This is a genomic window from Pandoraea pulmonicola, from assembly GCF_000815105.2.
GTDB lineage: Bacteria > Pseudomonadota > Gammaproteobacteria > Burkholderiales > Burkholderiaceae > Pandoraea > Pandoraea pulmonicola.
The window spans coordinates 2,223,274-2,248,776 of the sequence record NZ_CP010310.2; the positions used below are offsets into that span (position 1 = coordinate 2,223,274).

General features: G+C 64.1%; 21 protein-coding genes. 15 read left to right on the forward strand and 6 right to left on the reverse strand.

All coding sequences use genetic code 11. The features are described from left to right. Nucleotides 1-31 precede the first annotated feature (31 nt). Nucleotides 32-1,804 (forward strand): hypothetical protein, encoded by a 1,773-nt coding sequence (locus RO07_RS09770; RefSeq protein WP_157118200.1) that lies wholly within the window; start codon nt 32-34, stop codon nt 1,802-1,804. Between the two features lie 206 nt (nt 1,805-2,010). On the opposite strand, the gene RO07_RS09775 is transcribed toward RO07_RS09770, so the two are convergent. From RO07_RS09775 to RO07_RS09800, 5 genes are all read right to left on the reverse strand, one after another. After that, complete coding sequence (locus tag RO07_RS09775; protein WP_039414943.1) at nt 2,011-3,189, reverse strand: DUF2863 family protein; 1,179 nt, start codon at nt 3,187-3,189, stop codon at nt 2,011-2,013. A 132-nt stretch (nt 3,190-3,321) separates the two neighbouring features. Next, entirely contained in the window at nt 3,322-3,885 is a 564-nt protein-coding gene (locus RO07_RS09780; protein WP_039410264.1) for a methylated-DNA--[protein]-cysteine S-methyltransferase, read from the reverse strand. Then, nucleotides 3,882-5,369, reverse strand: coding sequence for a DNA-3-methyladenine glycosylase 2 (locus RO07_RS09785; protein ID WP_039410267.1), 1,488 nt, complete (start codon nt 5,367-5,369; stop codon nt 3,882-3,884). The genes RO07_RS09780 and RO07_RS09785 overlap by 4 nt, the downstream gene beginning before the upstream one ends. Nucleotides 5,370-6,074: 705 nt before the next feature. Further along, a complete protein-coding gene (acnA, locus tag RO07_RS09795) occupies nt 6,075-8,780 on the reverse strand; it encodes an aconitate hydratase AcnA (RefSeq protein ID WP_039410273.1) in 2,706 nt (901 codons plus the stop codon). A gap of 207 nt (nt 8,781-8,987) precedes the next feature. Continuing rightward, a complete protein-coding gene (locus RO07_RS09800; RefSeq protein WP_039410276.1) occupies nt 8,988-9,473 on the reverse strand; it encodes a hypothetical protein in 486 nt (161 codons plus the stop codon). Here RO07_RS09800 and RO07_RS25885 point away from each other — a divergent pair. After that, nucleotides 9,472-10,014 (forward strand): hypothetical protein, encoded by a 543-nt coding sequence (locus RO07_RS25885; protein ID WP_115088851.1) that lies wholly within the window; start codon nt 9,472-9,474, stop codon nt 10,012-10,014. The genes RO07_RS09800 and RO07_RS25885 overlap by 2 nt on opposite strands. Nucleotides 10,015-10,080: 66 nt before the next feature. On the opposite strand, the gene RO07_RS09810 is transcribed toward RO07_RS25885, so the two are convergent. Next, nucleotides 10,081-11,064 carry a malate dehydrogenase gene (locus tag RO07_RS09810; protein WP_039410281.1) on the reverse strand — a complete coding sequence of 328 codons (984 nt, stop codon included), beginning with the start codon at nt 11,062-11,064 and terminating at the stop codon, nt 10,081-10,083. A 341-nt stretch (nt 11,065-11,405) separates the two neighbouring features. Here RO07_RS09810 and RO07_RS09815 point away from each other — a divergent pair, with 341 nt between their 5' ends. From RO07_RS09815 to RO07_RS09875, 13 genes are all read left to right on the forward strand, one after another. After that, complete coding sequence (locus tag RO07_RS09815; protein WP_039410284.1) at nt 11,406-12,248, forward strand: GntR family transcriptional regulator; 843 nt, start codon at nt 11,406-11,408, stop codon at nt 12,246-12,248. 191 nt (nt 12,249-12,439) lie between these two features. Beyond that, the gene (gene sdhC, locus RO07_RS09820) at nt 12,440-12,853 is read left to right on the forward strand and encodes a succinate dehydrogenase, cytochrome b556 subunit (protein ID WP_039410288.1); all 414 of its coding nucleotides are present in this window, start codon (nt 12,440-12,442) and stop codon (nt 12,851-12,853) included. 1 nt (nt 12,854) lies between these two features. Further along, nucleotides 12,855-13,220 (forward strand): succinate dehydrogenase, hydrophobic membrane anchor protein, encoded by a 366-nt coding sequence (gene sdhD, locus RO07_RS09825; protein ID WP_039410290.1) that lies wholly within the window; start codon nt 12,855-12,857, stop codon nt 13,218-13,220. Nucleotides 13,221-13,223: 3 nt separating this feature from the next. Beyond that, nucleotides 13,224-14,999 carry a succinate dehydrogenase flavoprotein subunit gene (gene sdhA / locus RO07_RS09830; RefSeq protein ID WP_039410293.1) on the forward strand — a complete coding sequence of 592 codons (1,776 nt, stop codon included), beginning with the start codon at nt 13,224-13,226 and terminating at the stop codon, nt 14,997-14,999. A 12-nt stretch (nt 15,000-15,011) separates the two neighbouring features. Beyond that, nucleotides 15,012-15,716, forward strand: coding sequence for a succinate dehydrogenase iron-sulfur subunit (locus tag RO07_RS09835; protein WP_039410294.1), 705 nt, complete (start codon nt 15,012-15,014; stop codon nt 15,714-15,716). A gap of 10 nt (nt 15,717-15,726) precedes the next feature. Then, nucleotides 15,727-15,999 (forward strand): FAD assembly factor SdhE, encoded by a 273-nt coding sequence (locus RO07_RS09840; protein ID WP_039410297.1) that lies wholly within the window; start codon nt 15,727-15,729, stop codon nt 15,997-15,999. 28 nt (nt 16,000-16,027) lie between these two features. After that, on the forward strand, nt 16,028-17,329 hold the full coding sequence (gene gltA / locus RO07_RS09845; protein WP_039410299.1) for a citrate synthase: 1,302 nt from the start codon (nt 16,028-16,030) through the stop codon (nt 17,327-17,329). A gap of 280 nt (nt 17,330-17,609) precedes the next feature. Then, the gene (gene leuC / locus RO07_RS09850) at nt 17,610-19,019 is read left to right on the forward strand and encodes a 3-isopropylmalate dehydratase large subunit (RefSeq protein ID WP_039410302.1); all 1,410 of its coding nucleotides are present in this window, start codon (nt 17,610-17,612) and stop codon (nt 19,017-19,019) included. 55 nt (nt 19,020-19,074) lie between these two features. Beyond that, a complete protein-coding gene (locus tag RO07_RS09855; RefSeq protein WP_039410305.1) occupies nt 19,075-19,203 on the forward strand; it encodes an entericidin A/B family lipoprotein in 129 nt (42 codons plus the stop codon). A gap of 121 nt (nt 19,204-19,324) precedes the next feature. Then, a complete protein-coding gene (gene leuD / locus RO07_RS09860; RefSeq protein ID WP_039410308.1) occupies nt 19,325-19,975 on the forward strand; it encodes a 3-isopropylmalate dehydratase small subunit in 651 nt (216 codons plus the stop codon). Between the two features lie 23 nt (nt 19,976-19,998). Continuing rightward, a complete protein-coding gene (gene leuB / locus RO07_RS09865) occupies nt 19,999-21,066 on the forward strand; it encodes a 3-isopropylmalate dehydrogenase (protein WP_039410311.1) in 1,068 nt (355 codons plus the stop codon). A gap of 59 nt (nt 21,067-21,125) precedes the next feature. After that, on the forward strand, nt 21,126-22,256 hold the full coding sequence (asd, locus tag RO07_RS09870; RefSeq protein WP_039410314.1) for an aspartate-semialdehyde dehydrogenase: 1,131 nt from the start codon (nt 21,126-21,128) through the stop codon (nt 22,254-22,256). 139 nt (nt 22,257-22,395) lie between these two features. Further along, a complete protein-coding gene (locus RO07_RS09875) occupies nt 22,396-25,464 on the forward strand; it encodes a FimV/HubP family polar landmark protein (RefSeq protein ID WP_039410317.1) in 3,069 nt (1,022 codons plus the stop codon). Nucleotides 25,465-25,503 lie beyond the last annotated feature (39 nt).

Consider the following 25,503-nt stretch of genomic DNA (forward strand, 5'->3'; position numbering starts at 1 on the left):
AACAGAATAGCCAAAGTGCCACGGACCACACATGACGGGGGAATCTCGAATGCTATCCGGACATAGATCCTATCTGCTGGTCGGCTTGTTGCATTTTCTCTGCGCGACGGCGGTTTTCGCTGATCCACAACCCGCCTTGGTGGACCAGGACTCGACGGGCATCGCGCTTACGCGGGAAGCATGGCGGAAAACCATCACGGAAGCCGCGCCGCCTGGGCCGGGCTGTTTTCAGGTGACCTATCCTGGCATCGTAGCGAAGCAAGTCCCCTGTGGGCCTTCCCCTGTACGCCCCCGTTTCTCCCCGCCAACGACGAGCGGGAAGGGTGGTCAGAAAATAGTCGGCGACGGCAAGGGCTACGTTCTGGTCGCGCCGCAGAGACAGATTCTCTCGCGGGTCGCCGGCAGTTTTCCATCGATAAAGGGCGTCACCTCCGTAAGCACCTTTGCAGGGCTGCCAGGAGAACGACACAGCTATACCTTGCAACTCAACGCCAAGACAAGCGTGCCTACGTCGATCTGCCAAGGCTTGGGGGAACATTGCAATGTCATCCAGCAGTTCGTGTACACCACGTCTGACTATTCGGCGCCCGGCGACGACGCCGAGATAGGTATTTCATACTGGGTTCTCGGCGCCGATTCCTGTCCGAAACCCCTTGAACGCTACGGTAGCTTTTGCGCGGCAGGCAGCCCGACGATGAAAGTCCCTCGTATTCCCGCGACAGACCTCGACAAGGTGGAGTTATGGGGACTCGCCTATCCCGGTGTGTACGATCGGTTGTTCCTGTTTTACAAAGACACGATATACATGTTGAACACCGACACGAGCATGTTGCGCCTCGGTGAAGCGTGGAACTGGGCGGAATTCAATATATTCGGAAAGGACGCCGGCGGCGAAGCCATCTTCAATCCGGGATCGGCGCTCGACGTGAGGTTGGCTGCGGTATTCGGCGGGAACTACAAGGTCGTACCGCAGTGCGCAAACGGTTCGGTCACCGCCGAATACAATAATTTGGTGCTGGTCGACGGGAGCTGCAAGACTTGGGGGTACCCCAACCCGGCCGGCGTAGGCGCGCCTTACATTCAGTTCAGCGAAGCATCGGACGACAATCCGAACGTCTGGCCCAAGCTGACGTTTTTCAACCCCGCGGTTTCGGGGTTCGACAAGCTTCAATGGACCCTGCAAATCCAGCAGACCGGGTCCGGCAGGCAGTGGCGGTGGTCGCAGCAAAATACGAGTAGCTGGAACGGTTTCATGAGGCTTGACGTGCTGCCTGGCGACAGAAAAAGCGACGGCACAGTCGCGTTTTCTCTTGGCGATGACCCCGTTGTCGTATTCAGCGGAAAATCCCCGTCCTGCGCGAAAAACAATGCTGGCGTGACCTGTTCCATCTCCTATCCCTGGGTCTTGGGGCGCTCTTACACGTTGACGATCAAAAGCGCAGCTCAGGATCCCACCCAACCGGTCTGGACAGGCACGGTCACCGATGATCTGACGGGAATATCCACGACCATCGGCACCATTGCCATCACTTCGGTCGGCAGCGCCATCTTCACCAACTGGGCGCTGATACCGCCGAATAGCGCGGTCTACGCAACCCTGGACTCATCCCAGTCCCCTCCGTCGCGCTTCAGCGAATGCAGTGAGCTTCCTTTCGTGGACGCGGTCGTCAGCATGCCCGTTGGATACTACGCAAATCAACCGGCGCCAATGACCGAGAACAGTTTCGTGGGTAATTGCGTTTGGTACGACCCCGTAGCGCCAGGGCAATATGACCTCCGGATAGGCGGCGCCGGCCACGAATAGGCGGCGTTGGCCAATATAAACTGAAGCCACGGCGGCCCGGGAGAGCGCTACTCAACGGGAGGCTATCGCCGCAGGCCGCCCCTGAAGGGACAACAGCATGGGGGAAGTCGAATTGGCCTGCGGCGCGCCATTTGTCGAGCGGCAACTCGCTGATCGAGTTGCCGGCTCGGTGGACCGGTCAGGCGTTACGAGGTCGGCGCGCGTGCTCAGTGGAAATGCGGGCGGCTCGGTTCGGCGTCTTCCGGCATTTCGGCGTGGACGACTTCGCCCACGGGGTCCGGGTACAGCGGCACGCCGCAGTCGTCGCAGTACTCCGGATCGAAGCGGCCCGGGTGCTTGCGGATCTCGGTGACGCCGCATGCCTTGAGCAGGTCGGTCACTTCGTCGAGCGCACCGCCTTCCACCTCGCCGTTCTCACGGCCATACAATGGCCAGACAACACCATAGATCACGTCGTTGCTGCCGCGCTGTGTGAAGCCGACGCGGTATTCGTCGATGTTCTGTTCGCCGAAGCCGGCCACCACGGCCCGCAGCTCCTGCGGCGTGAGCGTCAGCACGTCCTCCAGGTAGCGCAGCGCCGTGCGAATCGTGTGCGGACGGATGCGTTCGTCGGCCTCGCGGCAGCTCGCGTAATACGCGTCCGGCAGCAGGCATTCGATCTCGCAGCCGGGCAGCAGTGCGTTCAGGTTCGGCCCGCCTTGCGCCGACCAGGCTTCCTGGCACTGACCGCGCTCGGCGTGGCGGGCGCCTTCTTCCTGCCAACGGAACATCGGTGCGCCCTTGGGCACGGCGACGGCCGTAAGCAGGAAGCGCGGATCGGCGAGAATCGGGGCCGTCTCCGGCAGATCGGTGCCCGGTGGTTTCACTTCGTCGTTGTCGACGGCCGCCCGCACGAGTTGCTGCGTGACCTTCCACGATTCGCAGTGCGTGCGCGGCAACTGGTCGATGCTGTAGAGGTAGGGCGAGATCGCCACGCGGGCCGATTCGGCCAGCACGTGCGCGTGCAGGTGAGCGCGAATGGGCATCAGCGCGTCTGCCTTCACCGGGCCCGAGGGGATGGCGTAGCGTGTCCAGGCGAGGATCGGAATGGCGACGAGCAGACCGTCCCATACTTGTTCCTCGGCTTCCGGCTCGGCGGATTCGCTTTGCGACTCGATCAGGTCGGCCAGCGCGCCGTAGGCTTCGCTGTGATTGGCCTGAAGGTGGTCGAGGGCGGTGTCGATAGCGGGTTGATTGCCGGTGCGCAGCACGCGCGTGAGCAGCGTGTCGAGCTGCGCTTCCCAGAAGCGGTCTTCGATACGGCTACCCGAGGCGGCCAGCGCGAGCGCGTGGCCGACCAGCTTTTCGGCGTCGGGAGTCAGTCGTTTGGCGGTGCGTGAGCGCATAATCTTGCGAAGCAGAAACACATGAACTCACGATTGTACGGCATGCGTGCACCCGAGGGACGGGATGTGTACGCCGAACCGCCGGCCGGGCGGCTTCTGCCGGCGCACGAACATGGCCACGGGGCGGCAACGTCAGAAATCGAACGCCAGATTTGCCGGCGCCGAGAGCCGCGTGTGGCGTGTCGCGGCGGTTGTCGCGGCGTGTGCCGAGGGCAACGCGGCCCCTTCCAGCGAAAGCAGCGCGAGCTTGCGCTCCACGCCGCTCGCATAGCCGGTGAGTGTGCCGTTGCCGCCGATCACGCGATGGCACGGCACGATGATCGTTATCGGATTGCGCCCGTTCGCGGCGCCCACGGCGCGCGACTTGTTGATGTCCCCGAGGGCGTGCGCGAGATCGCCATAGCTGCGCGTCTCGCCGAACGGGATGCGCAGCAGTTCTGCCCAGACCTGCTGCTGGAACGGCGTGCCTTCGGGCGCGAGCGGAAGCTCGAACGTGCGGCGTCCCTCGTGGAAATACTCGTTCAGTTGCTGCCTGGTGCGTTTGAGCACCTCGACGTCGTCGCCTTCGCGGCGCACGTCGCCCTCGGCCGGGAAATACTTCTGATGGGCGAAATACACGCCGGTGACGGCGTCGCCATTGGCGACCAGCAGCATCTCGCCGAGTGGGCTGTCGTAATACGTTTCGTAGCGCGTCATGCACAAATCTCCTGCAAGGTCTCGACCGGCTGGCCTGCCGGTCCCTGCGCCGCCGCGCGCCAGATATGCAGCGCCGCGTAGGCGCGCCAGGGTGCCCAGCGCGCCGCGCGTGCGGCCACTGCGCGGCCGTCCGGCGCCCCCAGCGCCTGACGGAGCACCAGGTCGTCGGCGGGCATCGCGTCGGGCGAGCCGAGGGCGCGCATCGCGATGTACTGTGCCGTCCATGGCCCGATGCCCTTGACCGAGAGCAGTGTAGCTACCGTCGCGTCCAGCGGCGCGAGCGGATCCAGACGCAGCCGGCCGTCCACGATTGCCTGCGCGACGCCGTGAATGGCGGCGACACGACTACGGATGATACCGGCTTCGCCGAGCGCGTCGGCGGGAACGGCGAGCATCTGGGCGGCGCTCGGGAACGTATGCGTGAGTCCGTGCGTGGGCGACGGGAGTGGCGAGCCGAATCGCTGGGCGAGGCGCCCGAGTAGACGCCGGGCGCCCTTGACGGTGATTTGCTGGCCGACGACGGCGCGCACGGCCATCTCGAAACCGTCCACGGCGCCCGGCACGCGCAGGCCCGGGGTGCTCGAGGCGAGCGGGCCGAGGTGGGCGTCGATGACATCCGGGCGCGCACCGAGATCGAACAGGTGGCGAAGCTTGCCGAGCACTTGCGGCACGCTGTTCGCAAGTGCGGGGGGCAGCGTCACCTGCAGGGCGTGCCGGTCGTTCAGCGGCGTGACGCGGCACCAGCCCGAGACCGTCTGTCCATCCGGGCGTTCGACGCTGAGCGTGCGTGTGTAGACCTCGCCGTCGCGTTGCTCCACGCCTTCGACGGCCCGGTCGCCCAGAAAATCGAGCAGGGCGTGCCAGGCGAAGGGAGGGCGATAGGCGAGCTGGAAGACCAGGTCGCCGTCGGGTAGCGCGGCGTGGCGCGCGTTCAGACGCAGGCGTCCGGGGGCGAAGCCGTAGCGGGCCTTGAACAGGCCGTTGAAGCGGCGCACGCTGCCGAAGCCGGCGGCGAGAGCGACTTCCGTCACGGGCAGGGCGGTGTCGGTGAGCAGGCGCTTGGCGAGCAGCAGCCGTTGCGTCTGGGCGTACTCGATGGGCGAGACGCCGAATTCGTCGGCGAAGATCCGGCGCAGGTGGCGCTCCGTGATACCGATGCGAGCGGCGAGGGCTGGCAGGCTGGCGCGGTTCAGGAAGCCTTCGTCGATCATGACGGCGGCGGCGTCGGCGAGTTCGCGGCTGGCGTCGAAGCGTGCGACGCCGGGGGCGAGTTCCGGGCGGCATTTTAGGCAGGGCCGGAAGCCGGCCTTTTCGGCGCCGGCGGCGCTGCCGTAGAACGAGCAGTTCTCGAAGCGGGGCGTGCGCACATTGCAGACCGGCCGGCAGTAGATACCGGTGGACGAGACGCCGACGAAAAACCAGCCATCGAAGCGCCGGTCACGGGCGGAGACCGCTTTGTAGCAGACTTCGGGATCGAGATTCATGGGAGGTGGCCCGGGAGGGCAGGGAGAACGCTGGGAAACATGGCATCACTCTACGCGCGCGCCCGATGAGACGCTAGTCATTTTCGGACATGACAAGGGAGGCGAAGAAGATAGAGAAACGGGTGGTGTTGGCCGGGACGAGGGATGGTGGGCCTAAGCGGGTGTTTGCCGGAGCGATTTGGAGGGGGAGTCCAGGAGAGGACTCACGTGGGGCTGTGCTGGTGGGGTGTGAAGGCGGGAGGTCTTGGCCCTGGGCGTTGGGTGGCTGCCTCGAGGGGGTGCTTGCCGGAGCGATTTGGAGGGGGAGTCCAGGACAGTACTCGCGTGGGGCTGTGCCGGTGGGGTGTGAAGGCGGGGAGGTCTTGGCCCTGGGCGTTGGGTGGCTGCCTCGAGGGGGTGCTTGCCGGAGCGACTTTCAGGTGGAGCGCAGGCGAGTACCCCCTCGAGGCAGCACTGCTGGGGCTGGAGGAGGTGAAGGGGTGGGAGGCGAGATGGGTGTTCGGGGCGTGAGAAGCACCATAACCCAGTACCAAAGCGCGGTACCGCCGAGTTCAAGAACGACAAGAACGACAAGAACGACAAGAACGACAAGAACGACAAGAACGACAAGAACGACAAAACCCGGCGCGAGGCCGGGTCTTGTCGGCTACCGGGGCAGCGAAGCCTCGCCGCCCGGCAACCGCGGTCACTGCACGAAACTGCCGGTCAGGCAGCGGCGAGCAGTTGACGCAGCACGAACGGCAGGATGCCGCCGTGCTTGTAGTAGTCCACCTCGATCGGCGTGTCGATACGCAGCAGCACCTGCACCTTCTGCGTTTCGCCGTTCTTGCGATGGATCACCAGCGTGACGTCCTGTTGCGGTTTGATATCGGCCGTCAGACCTTCGATGTCGAACGTCTCGTCGCCGGTGATGCCGAGCGACTGCACGCTGTCCGAACCCTTGAACTGCAGCGGCAGGACGCCCATGCCGACGAGGTTCGAGCGGTGGATGCGCTCGAACGAACGGGCGATCACGGCCTTCACGCCGAGCAGCTGCGTGCCCTTGGCTGCCCAGTCGCGCGACGAACCCGTGCCGTACTCCTCGCCGCCGAACACCACCGTCGGGGTGTTTTCGCCCACGTACTTCATGGCGGCATCGTAGATCGACAGCTGTTCGCCGCTCGGCTGATGAATCGTAAGGCCGCCTTCCACGCGCGAACCGTCCGCCTTCGGCGGGATCATCAGGTTCTTGATGCGGACGTTGGCGAACGTGCCGCGCATCATCACCTCGTGGTTGCCGCGACGCGAACCGTAGCTGTTGAAGTCGGCCTTGAGCACGCCGTTCTCCAGCAGCCACTTGCCTGCCGGCGACGTTTCCTTGATCGAGCCGGCCGGGCTGATGTGGTCCGTCGTGACCGAGTCACCGAACACGCCCAGGGCGCGCGCGCCATGGATCGGCTTGATGTCGGCGTTCGGCGCCATCGCGAAGCCCTCGAAGAACGGCGGCTCGGCGATGTACGTCGACGTCGGCCAGTTGTAGACCTCGCCCTTCGAGCCCTTGACCTTCGCCCACAGCGGGCTCGGCTCCTTCACCGAGTCGTAGTTCGACTTGAAGGTCTTCGCGTTCATCGCAAACTTCATCAGCTTGTGGATTTCGTCGCTGGTCGGCCAGATGTCGCCCAGGTAGATGTCCTTGCCGCCGCGACCCTTGCCGACCGGCTCGGTCATCAGGTCGCGCGTCACGTTGCCGGCGATGGCGTAGGCCACCACCAGCGGGGGCGAGGCCAGGAAGTTGGCGCGGATGTTCGGGTGAATACGTGCTTCGAAGTTACGGTTGCCCGACAGTACGGCCGCCGCGACCATGTCGTTCTTCACGATCGTATCGTTCAGTTCCGCCGTCAGATCGCCGGCGTTGCCGATACACGTCGTGCAGCCGTAGGCCGTCACGCCGAAGCCCAGCTTCTCGAGGTACGGCAGCAGGCCCGCCGCTTCGAGGTATTCCGTCACCACGCGGCTTCCCGGGGCAAGCGACGTCTTGATGTGCGGCGCGACCGTCAGCCCGGCTTCCACCGCCTTCTTGGCCAGCAGGCCGGCGGCCAGCAACACGCTCGGGTTCGACGTGTTCGTGCACGACGTGATGGCCGCGATCAGCACATCGCCGTTGTGCACGTCGATGCCGCTGGCGGTCTTGTACGTCGTATCGAGCTGCTCCTGCGTCTTGTTGAAACCGTTCTCGGCGACCGGCTTCGTGAACAGGTCCTTGAACGTCGACTTCACGTTGCCGATTTCGATACGGTCCTGCGGACGCTTCGGACCGGCCAGCGACGGCGCGACCGTGCCCAGATCCAGCTTGAGCGTCTTCGTGTAGTCGATTTCGTTGGTCTTCGGAATGCCAAACAGCTTCTGGGCCTTGAAATACGACTCGAACGCGTCGATTTCGGCCTTCGTGCGGCCCGTGCCCTTGAAGTAGTCGATCGTCTTCTCGTCGACCGGGAAGAAGCCCATCGTGGCGCCGTACTCCGGGGCCATGTTCGCGATGGTCGCGCGGTCCGGCAGCGCCAGGCTCGACGTGCCTTCGCCGAAGAATTCCACGAACTTGCCGACCACCTTCTCCTTGCGGAGCATTTCCGTGATGGTGAGCACCAGATCGGTGGCGGTCACGCCTTCGCGCAGGCGGCCCGTCAACTCCACGCCGACGACGTCAGGCGTGAGGAAGTACACCGGCTGACCCAGCATGCCCGCTTCGGCCTCGATGCCGCCCACGCCCCAGCCCACCACGCCGATGCCGTTGATCATCGTCGTGTGGCTGTCCGTGCCCACGAGGGTGTCCGGGTAGTACACGTCGTCCTTCTTGTGCACGCCGCGCGCGAGGTATTCCAGGTTCACCTGGTGCACGATGCCGAAGCCCGGCTGCACCACGCCGAACGTGTCGAACGCCTGCATCCCCCACTTCATGAACTGGTAGCGCTCGTTATTGCGCTGGAATTCCAGTTGCATGTTCAGATCGAGCGCCTTCTTCTCGCGGAAGTGATCGATCTGGACCGAGTGATCGACCACCAGATCCACCGGCACGAGCGGCTCGATGCGCTTCGGGTTCTTGCCCTGACGCTCGGCAACGTTGCGCATGGCGGCCAGGTCGGCCAGCAACGGCACACCGGTGAAGTCCTGCAGCACGACGCGCGCCACGACGAACGGGATCTCGTCGATGCGCTCGGCATTCGGTTTCCAGTTGGCCAGTTGCCTGACGTGCTCCTCGGTCACCTTCTTGCCGTCGCAGTTGCGCAGCACGGACTCGAGCACGATACGGATCGACACCGGCAAGCGTTCGACGTTCACACCCAGGGCTTTACCCAGTTGGGGCAGCGAGTAGAACTTGCCTTTCTTGTCGCCGAGCTTGAACTCTTTAAGCGTTTTGTGGAGGTTGTGGGCCATGATCTTTCCTTGAGTGATACAGAAAAACGAAGCGGTGGTGATGCGATTAACGGGGGCCGGCATCGCGCGAGCACCTGCGTGAGTGCTCGCTGCGACGCCAGCCCGTCGAAGGTCCGGCGTATCGGGTACTGCGATCAAACCTGAAGCTACGGCAGGAAAGTGGCTGGCGCATCACGCGAACGCTGTCGGCATCCACCGAGCGCAAGCTCAGTTGGTCACCTTGATCAATTCGTTCGACTGGGTCGGCGCCAGCTTGTTCTGCTCCGACATCGCTTGCGTCATGCACTCGTCTGCCAGACGGGCGCCGCCGTCGCGGTGCGTGAACAGCATCGCCTTGGCCGGAATCACGACCAGATCCATGCCGCTCGCGGCGTCATAGAAACGATCGGCGCCGGTGGTCGTCTGCTGACGCGGCAGCTTGTAGTTGCGACCTTCCCAGAACATCGTGAGAATCTGGTCGCGCTTCATGTCGCCCTTGATGTACAGCTTGTTGTTCTCCTTGCAGCTCCACAGCTCCGAGCCTTCGTCCGGTTGCACCGGTGCGGCGGCTGCGGCCTTCTTCTTTGCCGGTGCCTTCTTCTTCGGGGCAGTCTTCTTGGCGGTCGTCTTGCTGTTCGCCTCGGCAGCGAATGCGGCCGGCACGAGGGCGGCGGAACACAGGGCAACCAGCGCAGTCAGGCAAAGCTTCTTCATGGTCAATCTCCAAACGGTAAGGGCGAACAAAAGCGCAGATTATCGTACGAAGTCCGCGTCCTTCGGCGCTACCGTACAAAATTTTTCAATTCGTGTTGGGCATGCGCAATCGGCGCCGGCGGTACGAACCGACGTCGCTGCATCATGGATTGCGGTGTGGAACGAGGCGCCTCGCCGGAAGGCGCTGCGGGAATTCACGATGCCGGCGGGCGGAGCGAGCGGGGCAAGCGCGAAGTGGATCGATCGGGAAAAGGAGAACCGGCGCAATACCGGACAAAACGCTTGGCAAAGCGAACGCGATACGGCCCCGGCGGTCAGGGGCGGCTGCGTTGCACGGCGGGCGGCAGGGCAGCGCGGCATTCGCTTGGCCAAGAATGCACTCGGCGCGGCGAAGGGGACGGCAAGCGTAAGTGCGAGTGTCATAGCGCGATCGATGGCGCGGGGCGCCGCGCAATATTTCGTCACTCTGTTCGTCACTGTGGATCCGGCTCTGCTGGAAACTTTCCCGAGCAGGGCAGGGGTGCGCCGGCACTGGGGGTAAGCCGCCGGCGCAGTTTCGGCCCGTTGCGACGCTTGTGACGCCGCGCGGGGCCGAAGTCCCCGGGGATTAACCCAGCAGATGGGCCACGCCGGCGCGCTCTTCTTCGAGCTCGTTGAGCGTGATGTTCATCTTTTCACGCGAGTAGGCGTCGATCTCGAGGCCTTCCACGCGCTTGTACTTGCCGTTTTCGCAGATCACCGGCACGCCGTAGATCACATCTTGCGGGATGCCGTACGAGCCGTCCGACGGGATGCCCATCGTGACCCACTTGCCGTTCGAGCCCAGCACCCAGTCGTGGATGTGGTCGATGGCGGCGTTGGCGGCCGAAGCGGCCGACGACAGACCACGCGCTTCGATGATCGCGGCGCCGCGCTTGCCGACGGTCGGCAGGAACACGTCGTTGTTCCACGCGTCGTCGTTGATCATGGCCTTCACGCTCTGGCCGTCGATCGTGGCGAAGCGGTAGTCGGCGTACATCGTCGGCGAGTGGTTGCCCCACACGGCCAGCTTTTCGATGCTCGACACCGGCTTGCCGGTCTTGGCGGCGAGTTGCGACAGGGCCCGGTTGTGGTCCAGGCGCAGCATCGCGGTGAAGTTTTCCTTCGGCAGGTTCGGTGCCGACTTCATGGCGATGTAGGCGTTCGTGTTGGCCGGGTTGCCGACCACGAGCACCTTGACGTCGCGCTTGGCGACTTCGTCCAGGGCCTTGCCCTGCACCGTGAAGATCGCGCCGTTGGCTTCGAGCAGATCCTTGCGCTCCATGCCCTTCGAACGCGGACGGGCGCCGACCAGCAGGGCGACGTCGGCATCCTTGAAGGCGACCTTCGGGTCGTCGGTCACGACCACGCCGGCGAGCAGCGGGAACGCGCAGTCTTCCAACTCCATCACCACGCCCTTGACGGCGGCTTGAGCTTGCGGGAGGTCGAGCAGTTGCAGGATGACGGGCTGATCCTTGCCGAGCATGTCGCCATTGGCGATGCGGAACAGCAGGGAGTAGCCGATTTGGCCAGCGGCGCCGGTGACGGCGACACGCATTGCGGGTTTTGCCATGAGAATCTCTCCAGACGTGTACAAATTCCTGCGAAGCTCAGGGTAGGCTCGCCGTCCGGGTGGCATCTTTTGCCAGGCTGACAGCGCCGCGTCACATGAAGCTTCTAAAATTCCTTGACCTACGGAAGCTTGCGGGCTGCGGGGTGTGCTGCCATCGATGAGTGCGAAGCACCGGACTCTCTTATAAGATAGCCGTGCTGCGGCGACAGGCCCCTGTTAGCCCGCGTCAGTGTAGGAGTGGCTACAACGAATGTCAACTCTATCTTATGTCTTATATAAGACATAGGATTATTGCTGTTATTCGATGGACGAAGGTCTTGATTTGTGGTCAAATCCCCGCCATGAATGCGAACGTTCGCGACACATCCAACCCTACGCCGCCTGTCGATGCCCAGCAGCGACCGGACAGCGCGCGCGACACCGCACCGGCCGCCGCGGCCGCGCAGAGTGTCGGCGCCGCGGGAGCGTCGCCGACCTTCAGTCCGCTGTACCAGCAGATCAAGGGGCTCATCACGCAGAGCCTGCAAGCCGGCGACTGGAAGCCCGGCGAAATCATCCCCAGCGAAGTCGATCTGGCCTCCCGCTACAAGGTGAGCCAGGGGACGGTGCGCAAAGCCATCGATGAACTGGCCGCCGAGAATCTGCTCGTGCGCCGTCAGGGGCGTGGCACCTTCGTCGCGACCCATCACGAGGACCGGGTGCAATTCCGGTTTCTGCGTCTTGCGCCCGACTCGGGCGAACCCCATCACCCGCCCAGCCGCCTGATCGAGTGCCGCCGCACGCGCGCGCCGGCCGAAATCGCGCGTCAGCTCGAGCTGCGCGCCGGCGATGGCGTGATTCTGATTCGTCGCATGATGGACTTCTCGGATCGCCCGACGGTGCTCGACGAAATCTGGCTGCCCGGTGCGCTGTTTCGCGGGCTGACGGCGGAGAGGCTGAATGAGTACAAGGGGCCGATGTACGGCCTTTTCGAAGATGAATTCGGGACGCGCATGATCCGCGCCGTGGAAAAGATCCGCGCTGTAGCGGCGGACGACGTGACCGCGGATCTGCTCAAGGTGCCGAAGGGGTTTCCGCTTCTGAGCGTGGAGCGCGTCTCCTACACCTATGGGGACAAGCCGGTGGAAGTGCGCCGGGGTTGGTACGTCACCACGGAACATCATTACCAGAACGAATTGAGTTGAGAGGGGCAGGGCGACTTGCCAGGAGTGAGCCGGTGTCGTGGCCGGCGAGCGCCTGAGAGTCGGGAACAGTTGGAGCGACGGCGTGACGTGCGTCGTCGGCAGGAATTTCCGGGCGTTTGGGAGCCGGTATGGTGCATCGCACTAGAATCGGCGCTAAAATCCGGGGCTGATGTAACTACATGGGGTCTAGCATGGCTGAAGTGGTAAAAAAAGAGCGGCCAGTCTACAGGAATATCGGTATCGGACAGCTTGTCACGTACCGTCTCCCGCCGGCTGGTATCGTTTCCATTCTGCACCGTATTAGCGGTGTGATCTTGTTCCTTCTGTTGCCGTTCGCGCTTTTCCTGTTCGAACAGAGCCTCACGTCGGAACTCAGCTTCGACGTTCTGCGAAGCATCGCCTCCAACTGGTTTGTCAAGCTCGTCATCCTGGCGTTGTCGTGGGGGTTCCTGCACCACTTCTGTGCTGGTCTGCGCCATCTTCGCATGGACTTCAGCCACGATGCCGTGAGCAAGGAAGCGGGCAAGAGCTCGGCCGTGCTCGTGCTGGCCGTGTCGCTGGTGCTGACGCTGGCCGTCGCCCTCAAGCTGTTCGGAGCGTTCTAAGATGGCACAGAACAATATCGGTTCGAAGCGCCTCGTCGTCGGCGCGCACTATGGCTTGCGCGACTGGATCGCGCAGCGCATGACCGCGGTCATCATGGCCGTGTACACCGTGATCCTTCTCGTGTGGTTCTTCACCGCCAAGGATTTCTCCTATGAAGGCTGGGCTGGCATCTTCTCGCATCAGTGGATGAAGCTGGCCACGTTCGTTACGCTGCTCGCGCTGTTCTATCACGCGTGGGTCGGTGTGCGCGACGTCTGGATGGACTACGTCAAGCCGGTCGGCCTGCGACTGGCGCTGTACGCGCTGACGATCGTCTGGCTGCTGGGTTGTGCTGGCTACGCCGCGCAGATTCTGTGGAGAGTGTAAAGAATGGCTGCAATTAAAAATTCGCTGCCGCGCCGCCGCTTTGACGTTGTCATCGTGGGCGCAGGTGGTTCGGGCATGCGCGCGTCGCTGCAACTGGCCAAGGCCGGTCTGTCGGTGGCAGTGCTGTCCAAGGTGTTCCCCACCCGTTCGCATACCGTGGCCGCCCAGGGCGGCATTGGCGCTTCGCTCGGCAACATGAGCGAAGACAATTGGCATTACCACTTCTACGACACCATCAAGGGCTCCGACTGGCTCGGCGACCAGGACGCGATCGAGTTCATGTGCCGTCAGGCGCCGAACGCCGTCTACGAGCTGGAGCACTTCGGCATGCCGTTCGACCGTAACCCGGACGGCACCATCTATCAGCGCCCGTTCGGCGGCCACACGGCCAACTACGGCGAGAAGCCGGTCCAGCGCGCCTGCGCGGCGGCCGACCGTACCGGTCATGCACTGCTGCACACGCTGTACCAGCAGAACGTGGCGGCCAAGACCCACTTCTTCGTGGAGTGGATGGCACTCGATCTGATCCGCAACGAAGAGGGCGATGTTCTCGGCGTGTCGGCGCTGGAACTCGAAACCGGCGAAGTCTACCTGCTCGAAGGCAAGTGCACGCTGTTCGCCACCGGCGGCGCCGGTCGCGTGTACGCGGCGTCGACCAACGCGTTCATCAACACCGGCGACGGTCTGGGCATGGCGGCGCGCGCGGGCATTCCGCTCGAAGACATGGAATTCTGGCAATTCCACCCGACCGGCGTGGCCGGCGCGGGCGTGCTGATCACCGAAGGTGTGCGCGGCGAAGGCGGCATTCTGCGCAACTCGAACGGCGAGCGCTTCATGGAGCGCTATGCGCCGACGCTCAAGGATCTGGCGCCGCGCGACTTCGTGTCGCGTTCGATGGACCAGGAAATCAAGGAAGGCCGTGGCTGCGGCCCGAACGGCGACTACGTGCTGCTCGACCTCTCGCACATCGGTGCCGAGACGATCATGAAGCGCCTGCCGTCGATTCGCGAAATCGCGCTGAAGTTCGCCAACGTCGACGCGATCAAGGAACCGATCCCCGTCGTGCCGACCATCCACTATCAGATGGGCGGTATTCCGACGAACTACAACGGTCAGGTTGTCGTCGAGAAGAACGGCGCCTCGACGCCGGTCAACGGTTTCTACGCTGTGGGCGAGTGCTCGTGCGTGTCGGTCCACGGTGCAAACCGTCTGGGCACGAACTCGCTGCTCGACCTGGTGGTGTTCGGCCGTGCGGCCGGCAACCACATCGTCGACTTCGTGAAGAACCATGGCGAGCACAAGCCGCTGCCCGCCGACGCCGGCGAGAACGCACTGGCGCGTCTGGGGCGTCTGGAAGCGTCGAGCTCGGGCGAGTACGCGCAGGACATCGCCAACGACATTCGCGCGACGATGCAGAAGCACGCCGGCGTGTTCCGTACCTCGGAACTGCTCAAGGAAGGCGTGGACGAGATCAAGCAAGTGGCCGAGCGCGTGTCGCACGTCCACCTGAAGGACAAGTCGAAGGTCTTCAACACCGCGCGCATGGAAGCGCTGGAAGTCGACAACCTGATCGAAGTGGCCAAGGCCACCATGATCGCAGCCGAAGCCCGCAAGGAAAGCCGTGGTGCGCACGCGCACAGCGATTATCCGGAGCGCGACGACGCCAACTGGATGCGCCATTCGCTGTTCTTCAGCGAAGGCAACCGTCTGGAATACAAGCCGGTGCAGATGAAGCCGCTGACCGTCGACTCGGTCCCGCCCAAGGCGCGGACGTTCTAAGGGATTCGCAAGATCATGAAACGCATTTTTGAAATCTACCGCTACGATCCGGACAAGGACGCCGCACCGTACATGCAGACCTACGAGGTCGAGCTCGACGGTCACGAGCGCATGCTGCTGGACGCTCTGGTCAAGCTCAAGAAGATCGACGAAGGCATCGCTTTCCGCCGTTCGTGCCGTGAAGGCGTGTGCGGTTCGGACGCGATGAACATCAACGGCAAGAACGGTCTGGCCTGCCTGACCAACATGAACGATCTACCGAACAAGATCGTGCTGCGCCCGCTGCCGGGGCTGCCCGTCATTCGCGACCTGATCGTCGACATGACGCACTTCTTCAACCAGTACCACTCGATCAAGCCGTACCTGATCAATCCCGAGCCGGCACCGGAGAAGGAGCGTCTGCAGTCGCCCGAGCAGCGTGATGAGCTCGATGGTCTGTACGAGTGTATTCTGTGTGCTTCGTGCTCGACCTCGTGCCCGAGCTTCTGGTGGAACCCGGACAAGTTCGTCGGCCCGGCCGGTCTGCTGCAGGCCTACCGTTTCATCGCGGACAGCCGCGACACGGCGACCAACGAGCGTCTGGACAATCTGGAAGATCCGTACCGTTTGTTCCGCTGCCACACGATCATGAACTGCGTCGACGTGTGCCCGAAGGGTCTGAACCCGACGAAGGCAATCGGCAAGATCAAGGAATTGATGGTGCGTCGCGCCGTCTGACCCCACGATCATGCCGGATAACACTCACCAGTCCGATCCGGTCAAACGTGCCCGCCTGCGCTGGCGGGCACGCCGCGGTTTGCTGGAAAACGACCTGATCCTCGAACGATTCTTCGCCAGGTACGAAGCCTCGATGACCGACGAGGATGTGGGCGCCCTCACGAAACTGCTCGACTTGAGCGACAACGATTTGATGGATCTGCTGCTAGCGCGTAAAGAGCCCGACGCGGATCTGGACGGGCCGGACGTGCGGCGCCTGCTGGCGCTTTTGCGTGCCGTGTAGGGTTTCAGTATTTTTTTGAGGAAGCGATATGACTCCGTCTGATGTTAAAGCCACCCTATCTTTCTCTGACGGTTCGCCCAGCGTCGAACTGCCGATTTATCAGGGAACGATGGGCCCGGATGTGATCGACATCCGCAAGCTGTACGGCCAGACCGGCAAATTCACATACGACCCGGGCTTCATGTCGACGGCGTCGTGCAATTCGGCCATCACCTACATCGATGGCGACAAGGGCGAGCTGCTGTACCGCGGCTACCCGATCGAGCAGTTGGCGACTCACTGCGACTTCCTCGAATCCTCGTATCTGCTGCTCAAGGGCGAACTGCCGAACGTGCAGCAAAAGGAAGAGTTCGTTCAGACCGTGACCCGTCACACGATGGTTCACGAGCAGATGAACTTCTTCTTCCGCGGTTTCCGTCGCGATGCGCACCCGATGGCTGTGCTGACCGGCTCGGTCGGCGCCCTCTCGGCGTTCTACCACGACTCGCTGGATATCAATAACCCGAATCACCGCGAGGTCTCGGCGATTCGTCTGATCGCCAAGTTGCCGACGCTCGTCGCCATGGCGTACAAGTACAGCATCGGCCAGCCGTTCGTGTACCCGCGCAACGACCTGTCGTACAGCGCGAACTTCATGCGCATGATGTTCGCCAACCCGTGCGAAGAGTACAAGGTCAACGACGTGCTGGTGCGCGCACTCGACCGTATCCTGATCCTGCACGCCGATCACGAGCAGAACGCTTCGACCTCGACCGTGCGTCTGGCCGGTTCCTCGGGCGCGAACCCGTTCGCCTGTATCGCCGCCGGTATCGCCTGTCTGTGGGGCCCGGCGCACGGTGGTGCGAACGAGGCCGCGCTGAACATGCTCGAGCAGATCGGTTCGCCGGACAAGATCCCCGAGTTCATCAAGCAGGTGAAGGACAAGAATTCGGGCGTGAAGCTCATGGGCTTCGGTCACCGCGTGTACAAGAACTACGACCCGCGCGCCAAGCTGATGCGCGAGACGTGCTACGAGGTGCTCAACGAACTGGGCCTGCACGACGACCCGCTGTTCAAGCTGGCCATGCAGCTCGAGAAGATCGCGCTGGAAGACGAATACTTCGTGTCGCGCAAGCTGTACCCGAACGTCGACTTCTACTCGGGCATCGTTCAGCGCGCGCTGGGCATCCCGACCTCGATGTTCACCTGCATCTTCGCGCTGGCCCGTACCGTGGGCTGGATCGCGCAGTGGAACGAGATGATCGGTGAGCCGGATCAGAAGATCGGTCGTCCGCGTCAGCTGTTCATCGGCCACACGCCGCGCGAAGTCGCGCCGATCGATAAGCGCTAAGCGCTGTCGACGCGTCCGGCACGGCCCCCGCTTGCCGTGCCGGCACCGCGACCTTGCCGAAACGGCAAGGCGGTGCGCACCGCAACGAGCCCTCGTTGCGCTATATTCGAAGCCACGGCACAAGCTGCCGTGATTCGCACAAATCCCCGGTTGATCGTGCGTTTACCGCCCGGTTTCCCGGGGATTTCGTATTCCGCCGGCGCGAAAGCGCTATGGCATAATCAAAAGTTCCCGGAACGGTTTCCGTTCACAGAACGATATTCAGCCCCGCGTTTTTATCATGGCCAAGACGCTGTATGACAAATTGTGGGATGCACATGTCGTGCATACCGAGGACGATGGCACCACGTTGCTCTATATCGACCGTCACCTGCTGCACGAGGTGACCAGTCCGCAGGCGTTCGAGGGGCTAAAACTCGCGCAGCGTCCGGTCTGGCGTCTGTCGGCCAACCTTGCCGTGTCGGACCACAACGTGCCGACCACGGACCGCACGCAAGGCATCGCCGATCCGATTTCGCGTCTGCAGGTCGACACGCTCGACAGCAACTGCGACAACTTCGGCATCACCCAATTCAAGATGAACGACGTGCGCCAGGGCATCGTGCACGTGATCGGCCCGGAGCAGGGCGCCACGCTGCCGGGCATGACGGTGGTGTGCGGCGACTCGCACACGTCCACGCACGGCGCCTTCGGTGCGCTCGCGTTCGGCATCGGCACGTCGGAGGTCGAGCACACGCTCGCCACGCAGACGCTGCTCATGAAGAAGAGCAAGAACATGCTCGTGAAGGTGGAAGGCACGTTGCCGCGCGGCTGCTCCGCGAAGGACATCGTGCTGGCCGTCATCGGCAGGATCGGCACGGCCGGCGGCACGGGCTACACGATCGAGTTCGCCGGCTCGGCGATTCGCTCGCTCACGATGGAAGGCCGCATGACCGTGTGCAACATGGCCATCGAGGCCGGTGCGCGTGCGGGTCTGGTGGCGGTCGACGATACGACGATCAACTACGTGAAAGGCCGTCCGTTCGCACCGACGGGCGTCGAATTCCAGCAGGCCGAAGCCTATTGGCGGACCTTCCACTCCGACGCCGGCGCGCATTTCGATCACGTCGTGGAAATCGACGCGAGCACGCTGCGCCCTCAGGTGAGCTGGGGCACGTCGCCGGAAATGGTGGTGAGCATCGAAGACCGCGTGCCCGATCCCGAGAAGGAAAAGGATCCGGTCAAGCGCAGCGCCATGGAGCGCGCGCTGGAGTACATGGCGCTCACGCCGGATACGCCGATGGCGAGCATCAACGTCGACAAGGTGTTCATCGGCTCGTGCACCAACTCGCGCATCGAGGATATTCGCGCTGCGGCCTACGTGGTGAAGAAGCTCGGCCGCCGGGTGGCGTCGAACGTGCGTCTCGCGATGGTCGTGCCGGGCTCGGGGCTGGTCAAGCAACAGGCCGAGGAAGAAGGGCTCGACAAGGTGTTCAAGGCCGCCGGTTTCGAATGGCGCGAGCCAGGCTGCTCGATGTGCCTGGCGATGAACGCCGACCGGCTGGAGCCGGGCGAGCGTTGCGCCTCGACCTCGAACCGCAACTTCGAAGGCCGTCAGGGCGCGGGCGGACGCACGCACCTGGTGAGCCCGGCGATGGCGGCTGCGGCCGCGATCGAAGGCCACTTCGTCGACGTGCGACGTCTCGTCTGACGCGAACGCATCGATTTATCCGTCGTTTGACACTTTCTTTGAAAGAGAAAACATCATGAAGAAACTGTGGATGCTGATCGGTGCGGTGCTGGTGTTCGGCGTGGCGGGCTGCAACACGATGGCGGGTCTGGGCAAGGACACGCAGGCGGCAGGCTCCGCGCTCGAGAACGCGGCGAAGAAGTGATGCGACGGTGCGCGGCGCGAGGCGGTTCGCTTCGCTCGCGCACCCACGAAATTTCCGGCGTCGATGGCCGTGCCCGAGGGGGCGGGGCCGCCGCCGAACTGTTTTGATCAGGTGGTTTGTGATGGAAAAATTTACCGTCCATACGGGGTTGGTGGCACCGCTCGATCGCGAGAACGTCGATACCGACGCGATCATCCCCAAGCAATTCCTGAAGTCGATCAAGCGCACGGGCTTCGGCCCGAACCTGTTCGACGAGTGGCGTTATCTCGACGTCGGTCAGCCGGGCCAGGATTGCAGCACGCGTCCGCTGAACCCGAACTTCGTGCTCAACCAGCCGCGCTTCCAGGGCGCGACGATCCTGCTCTCGCGCAAGAACTTCGGATGTGGCAGCTCGCGTGAGCATGCGCCCTGGGCGCTGCAGCAATACGGCTTCCGTGCCGTTATCGCGCCGAGCTTCGCCGACATCTTCTTCAACAACTGCTACAAGAACGGGCTGTTGCCGATCGCGTTGTCCGAAATGCAGGTCGATCACCTGTTCAACGAGACGGCTGCGTTCAACGGCTACCAGTTGACGATCGACCTGGACAAGCAGGCGGTCATCGCCGCCGATGGCCGAGCCTACGAGTTCGACATTGCACCGTTCCGCAAGTACTGCCTGTTGAACGGCTTCGACGACATCGGCCTGACGCTGCGTCACGCCGACAAGATTCGCGCCTACGAGGCCGAGCGGCTCGCCAAGCAGCCGTGGCTCGCAACGCGTCTGCCGGGCTGAGCCCGGGCATTCAAGGAGAACGCATGAAAATCGCAGTGTTGCCGGGTGACGGCATTGGTCCGGAAATCGTGACGGAAGCCGTCAATGTGCTCAACGCGCTTGGCGAGAAGTTCGAACTGGAAGAGGCGCCCGTGGGCGGCGCCGGCTACGAGGCCGCGGGTCATCCCCTGCCGGACGCCACGCTCAAGCTCGCCAAGGAGGCCGACGCCATCCTGTTCGGCGCCGTGGGCGACTGGAAGTACGACTCGCTGGAGCGCGCGCTGCGTCCCGAGCAGGCCATCCTGGGGCTGCGCAAGCATCTGCAGCTCTTCGCCAACTTCCGCCCGGCCATCCTGTACAAGGAACTGGCGGACGCCTCGAGCCTGAAGCCGGAGATCGTGGCAGGGCTGGACATCCTGATCATTCGCGAACTGAACGGCGACATCTACTTCGGTCAGCCCAAGGGCTTTCGCCAGTCGCCGGACGGTGCTTTCGAAGGCGCCCGCGAAGGTTTTGATACCATGCGCTATAGCGTGCCGGAAGTGGAGCGCATCGCGCACGTGGCGTTCCAGGCGGCGGCCAAGCGGGGCAAGCGTCTGTGTTCGGTGGACAAGGCCAATGTGCTCGAGACCTCGCAACTGTGGCGCGACACGATGATCGAGGTCGCGAAGCAGTATCCGGACGTCGAACTCTCGCACATGTATGTCGATAACGCCGCGATGCAACTGGTCAAGGCGCCGAAGAACTTCGACGTGGTGGTGACTGGCAACATGTTCGGCGATATCCTGTCGGACGAAGCCGCAATGCTCACGGGTTCGATCGGCATGCTGCCGTCGGCGTCGCTGGACGCCAACAACAAGGGGTTGTACGAGCCGTCTCACGGTTCGGCCCCCGACATCGCCGGCAAGGGCGTGGCCAATCCGTTGGCAACGATCCTGTCGGCTGCCATGATGTTGCGCTACACGCTGGGCCGTGCCGAACAGGCCGACCGCGTGGAAAGCGCGGTGAAGAAGGTGCTGGCGCAGGGGTTGCGCACGCCCGACATCTGGCAGGAGGGCGCGACCAAGGTTGGTACGCGCGAAATGGGCGCGGCGGTGGTTGCCGCGCTATAGAGCCGACGGGGCGTCGTGAGACGCCCCCGGCGCAATTGCAACGATAAGAGAGTGGATAAATGAAAACCGTAGGTCTGGTAGGTTGGCGGGGCATGGTCGGTTCGGTCCTGATGCAGCGCATGCAGCAGGAGAACGACTTCGCCTTGATCGAGCCGGTGTTTTTCAGCACCAGCAACGCGGGCGGCAAAGCCCCGTCGATGGCGAAGAACGAGACTTCGCTGAAAGACGCCAATGATGTCAACGAGCTGAAAAAATGCGACATCATCATTACCTGCCAGGGCGGTGACTACACTACCGAGATCTTCCCGAAGCTGCGCGCGGCGGGCTGGAACGGCTACTGGATCGATGCAGCCTCGACGCTGCGCATGAAGGACGATGCCGTCATCGTGCTCGATCCGGTCAACCTCAACGTGATCAAGAATTCGCTCGTGAAGGGCACCCGGAACTTCATCGGCGGCAACTGCACCGTGAGCTGTATGCTGATGGGTCTCGGCGGCCTGTTCCAGCATGACCTGGTCGACTGGCTGACGTCGATGACGTATCAGGCGGCCTCCGGCGGCGGTGCGCAGCACATGCGCGAACTGCTCACGCAGTTCGGTAGCATCAATGCGGAGGTCAAGGCGCTGCTCGACGATCCGCATTCGGCCATTCTCGAAATCGACCGCAAGGTGCTGGCCAAGCAGCACGCGCTCACCGGCGAAGAGACCAAGCAGTTCGGCGTGCCGCTCGGCGGCAACCTGATTCCTTGGATCGACAAGGATCTGGGCAACGGGCAGTCGAAGGAAGAATGGAAGGGTGGGGCCGAAACCAACAAGATCCTGGGTCTGGGCGACGGTTTCCCGGGCACCCGTGCGATTCCGGTGGACGGTCTGTGCGTGCGCATCGGTGCGATGCGCTGCCACAGCCAGGCCCTGACTATCAAGCTTACGAGGGACGTGCCGTTAGACGAACTGACCGACATCATCGGCCAGGCAAACGACTGGGTGAAGGTGGTGCCGAATACGCGCGAGGCGTCGATGACCGATTTGACGCCCGCGGCCGTGACGGGCACGATGACGATTCCAGTGGGGCGTCTGCGCAAGATGTCGATGGGTCCGGAGTACCTGTCGGCATTCACGGTGGGCGATCAACTGTTGTGGGGCGCGGCGGAACCGCTGCGTCGCATGCTGCGGATCCTGCTCGACGCTTGAGCGTCGCGGTGCATCGGTAAGGCGTGAAGAACGGCGGCCCGCGAGGCCGCCGTCCGCGCTTTGGGAGGCGTCCCTTTTTTCGCCGTTTTTTCGGCTGGGGACGCCAACGACAAACGACTGACAGGCTAGACAAGACACAGTGCGGAAATACTCGATCGGCAAGCACGCAAATTCGTCCCGCAACTCGTTTCGCTTGAGCGCGGCGGCGGCTGTTCTGTGGAGTCTCGGGATTCTGAACGCCGGGGCGGCCGAATTCGGGCCGCAGCAGGTGCGCTCGGGGCCGGGGCAGCCATTGCGTGCCGTGATCGTGCTGGGCAACGTGTCGCAGGCGGAAGCCGACGGTCTGTCGGTGAAGCTCGCGCCGCGCGAGGCTTTCAAGCAGGCCGGTCTGCGCTACGACCCCACGCTCGAGAAGCTCTCCGTGTCGGTGTCGCCCACGGGCGGGCGCGAGGCCGGCTACAGCGGCACCTATCTCGTGCATGTCGATTCGGCCGAACCGGTGAGCACGTCGTTCCTCGATTTGCTGCTGGTGGTCGAATGGCGCACCGGCCGCCAGTCCAACGCGGTTACGCTCTCGGCAATTCCCGAAGCGAGCGCGGCGCAGCCGCAAGCCGTCGTGCCGGCCGCCACGGCCGCACCGGCCGAGTCTTCGGAATTCGTCTCGCCGGCCGCTCCATCCGCTTCGTCCGCTTCCTCCACCACCCAGGCAGCCGCGCCGACGCGTGCCGAAGGGGGCGTGTCGTCCGCGGCTTCGGCAGAGGCGGCGCACACGGTCGGCGCCGGCGAGTCGCTGTCGTCGATCGCTCGTGAATTCACGGGGGGCGAAGGCGGCGCGACGCTGGCGCAGATGATGGCCGCGTTGTTCGAGGCGAACCGCTCGGCGTTTATCGGGAACGATCCGAATCGTTTGCGTAAGGGCGCGACGCTGAACCGTCCCGCCGATGCACAGGTGCAGAGCATTCCTCCCGCGCAGGCTCGCAAGTTCGTGGCCGCGGCGCGGGAACAGTTTGACGCGTATCGCGCGCGGCTGGCCGATTCGACGGCGCAGCGGACGGCACCGGCCGGTGGCCGCAGTGCACAGGGCGCGATCGAAGCGGGCAAGGCGCCGGAAGCCGCCGCCCCCGCCACGCGCGATGAATTGAAGCTGTCGCGGCCCGGCAAGGGCAGCGCGGCCGGCACGGCTGGACGTGCGGGCGGCAGCGAAGAAGAACAGATCGCCCAGGGCAAGGCGCAGACCGAGGCTCAGGGCAGGGTGAACGAGTTGCAGAAGAACGTAGCAGATCTCCAGAAGTTGTTGGCGATGAAGAATCAAGCCGTCGCCAATCTGGAGGAGCAGGCCGCCACCGCTTCCGGGGCGGGTGCGCAAGACAAGACGGCGAAATCCGCCGATGGGAAGACGGCTGCGGCCGCGGCGAAGCAGGCAAGCAATACCGGCAAGAGCGCCGACGCGGGTGCGTCGGTCGGGGCCAACACGGCCAACGCAACCGACGCCGGCGCCAGTGCCGCGACGGCCGTCGCTTCGGACGCCGTCGCCTCGTCGGCCGAGGCCGGCGCAGGCGCCTCGGAATCTGCGGCAGCCACCGCAGCCGGAGCGGCAAGCGACGCCACGACCGCCTCCGCCGCGTCGACCGAAGCCACAGCAAGTGCGCCTGCCGCCGCCAAGCCGAGCGTGAACGGCGGCATGAGCTGGCGCGCGGTGCGTGAGAATCCGTACGTCTTGCCGGGTGCGGGAGTATTGGCCGTGCTGCTTGGCCTGTGGTGGCTGATGCGGCGTCGCCGCGCCGAGCCGCCCGCCGGCCAGCCGGGGCCGTATGACGATGGGCGCGATGATCATGTCGGCCATGACGGTCATGATGCCGATGCGCAGCACGACGGCTCGCCGGAGGAGCCCACGTCCTCGCACGGCGTGGCGACGGCTGGTGTCGTGGCAGCCGGTGCGGCCGGTGCCGCGGCGCTGTACGCGGCCAATCAGGCGGAAGCGGACGAACACCTGCACCCCACGACCGACGAGACGCCGGTCGACCCGGTGGCGGCCGACGCCAGTGCACCGGGCGAGTGGGATGCCGAACAGGAACCGCTGACCGACGAACTGGCCGACAAGGCGCAAGCCGACGGGCTCGGTGTGTCGGTCGCCGACAATGCCCAGGAAGCTACCCACACGGCCCATGAGCCGTTCGTGAGCGAGCCGCTGGCCATGGAGGAAGCGTCGGCCGCGCAACCCGCCAGCGAGCCTGAAATCGACTGGGATGCGGCGTTCGCCGAGCAGACGGGCGAAGCCCCTGAGACGCACGGCGATCCGGCCGACACAACCTTGTCATCGCTGGAATCCTTGGGTGCAGCGGCGGCGGTTGGTGGCGCGGCGGCTGCGGCCGCCCCATCGGACCGGACGGCGGATGAGTCACGTGCGTCAGCCCCCGAGTCCGGGCCGGCAGCGGGGACGATCGCCGCCGAGGCGACGCCGGATGGCGGTGTGGCCGGCATGCTGGGCGATCTGGATCTGTCGATTCCCGGCCAACCGGCGCACGTCGGTACGATTTCGAGCGATGCGTTGCCGTCGCTGACGCAGGGCCTCGGTTCGGTGCAGTTCAAGATGGCGCCGCAGGGCTCGCCCGAGCATGAGGAAGTGGCTGGCGAGGCGGACGCAACCGACGTCCATGACGAACTGAGCGACGCCGATTTCGATGCCGCGATGGCACAGGCGCGGGCCGCCTCGGAAGCCTCGCACGGCAGCTATACGGACAAGGCGCACGAAGCCCCGTCGCTCAAACCGATGTCGTTCGACCTGTCGGATTTCAGTCTCGACCTGAAGGGTGACGACACCTCGGGAGCCCCCGCCTTCGTGAACGCGCCGGTCTTGCCGGCCGGGACGGACGAGGAGGCGTTGGTCTCGCATGGGACACTGGCGCCGCCCGAACCGGATTCGCCGTACGCCGCCGTCCCGGCTGCGCCGCAGGCACAGGACGCAGCGCCCGTGGCGACCTTCGCGGGTGCCGAGCCGATCGTGCCGCATGCCGCGACGCCTGCGGCAGCGGCGTCGAGCGAGCTCGAGGTGCCGGACGAGTTCCATACGAAGCTCGAACTGGCCATGGCGTATCAGACCATCGGCGACGACGATGGCGCGCGCGAGTTGCTCGAGGAAGTGATCGCCGGTGGCGACGCCGCCCAGCAATCGTTGGCGCGCACGCGACTGGCCGAGCTGGGCAAGTGACGGCGGCGCGACGCAACGGCGAACACTCCACAGATTGAC

Coding starts and splice junctions, on each gene's coding strand:
- leuB (WP_039410311.1), top strand. CDS start 19,999: ATGAAAATCGCAGTGTTGCCGGGTGACGGCATTGGTCCGGAAATCGTG.
- RO07_RS09785 (WP_039410267.1), bottom strand. CDS start 5,369: ATGAATCTCGATCCCGAAGTCTGCTACAAAGCGGTCTCCGCCCGTGAC.
- RO07_RS09780 (WP_039410264.1), bottom strand. CDS start 3,885: ATGACGCGCTACGAAACGTATTACGACAGCCCACTCGGCGAGATGCTG.
- RO07_RS25885 (WP_115088851.1), top strand. CDS start 9,472: ATGGTCAATCTCCAAACGGTAAGGGCGAACAAAAGCGCAGATTATCGT.
- RO07_RS09815 (WP_039410284.1), top strand. CDS start 11,406: ATGAATGCGAACGTTCGCGACACATCCAACCCTACGCCGCCTGTCGAT.
- RO07_RS09770 (WP_157118200.1), top strand. CDS start 32: ATGACGGGGGAATCTCGAATGCTATCCGGACATAGATCCTATCTGCTG.
- gltA (WP_039410299.1), top strand. CDS start 16,028: ATGACTCCGTCTGATGTTAAAGCCACCCTATCTTTCTCTGACGGTTCG.
- RO07_RS09855 (WP_039410305.1), top strand. CDS start 19,075: ATGAAGAAACTGTGGATGCTGATCGGTGCGGTGCTGGTGTTCGGCGTG.
- RO07_RS09810 (WP_039410281.1), bottom strand. CDS start 11,064: ATGGCAAAACCCGCAATGCGTGTCGCCGTCACCGGCGCCGCTGGCCAA.
- sdhA (WP_039410293.1), top strand. CDS start 13,224: ATGGCTGCAATTAAAAATTCGCTGCCGCGCCGCCGCTTTGACGTTGTC.
- asd (WP_039410314.1), top strand. CDS start 21,126: ATGAAAACCGTAGGTCTGGTAGGTTGGCGGGGCATGGTCGGTTCGGTC.
- RO07_RS09800 (WP_039410276.1), bottom strand. CDS start 9,473: ATGAAGAAGCTTTGCCTGACTGCGCTGGTTGCCCTGTGTTCCGCCGCC.
- sdhC (WP_039410288.1), top strand. CDS start 12,440: ATGGCTGAAGTGGTAAAAAAAGAGCGGCCAGTCTACAGGAATATCGGT.
- sdhD (WP_039410290.1), top strand. CDS start 12,855: ATGGCACAGAACAATATCGGTTCGAAGCGCCTCGTCGTCGGCGCGCAC.
- leuC (WP_039410302.1), top strand. CDS start 17,610: ATGGCCAAGACGCTGTATGACAAATTGTGGGATGCACATGTCGTGCAT.
- leuD (WP_039410308.1), top strand. CDS start 19,325: ATGGAAAAATTTACCGTCCATACGGGGTTGGTGGCACCGCTCGATCGC.
- acnA (WP_039410273.1), bottom strand. CDS start 8,780: ATGGCCCACAACCTCCACAAAACGCTTAAAGAGTTCAAGCTCGGCGAC.
- RO07_RS09775 (WP_039414943.1), bottom strand. CDS start 3,189: ATGCGCTCACGCACCGCCAAACGACTGACTCCCGACGCCGAAAAGCTG.
- RO07_RS09840 (WP_039410297.1), top strand. CDS start 15,727: ATGCCGGATAACACTCACCAGTCCGATCCGGTCAAACGTGCCCGCCTG.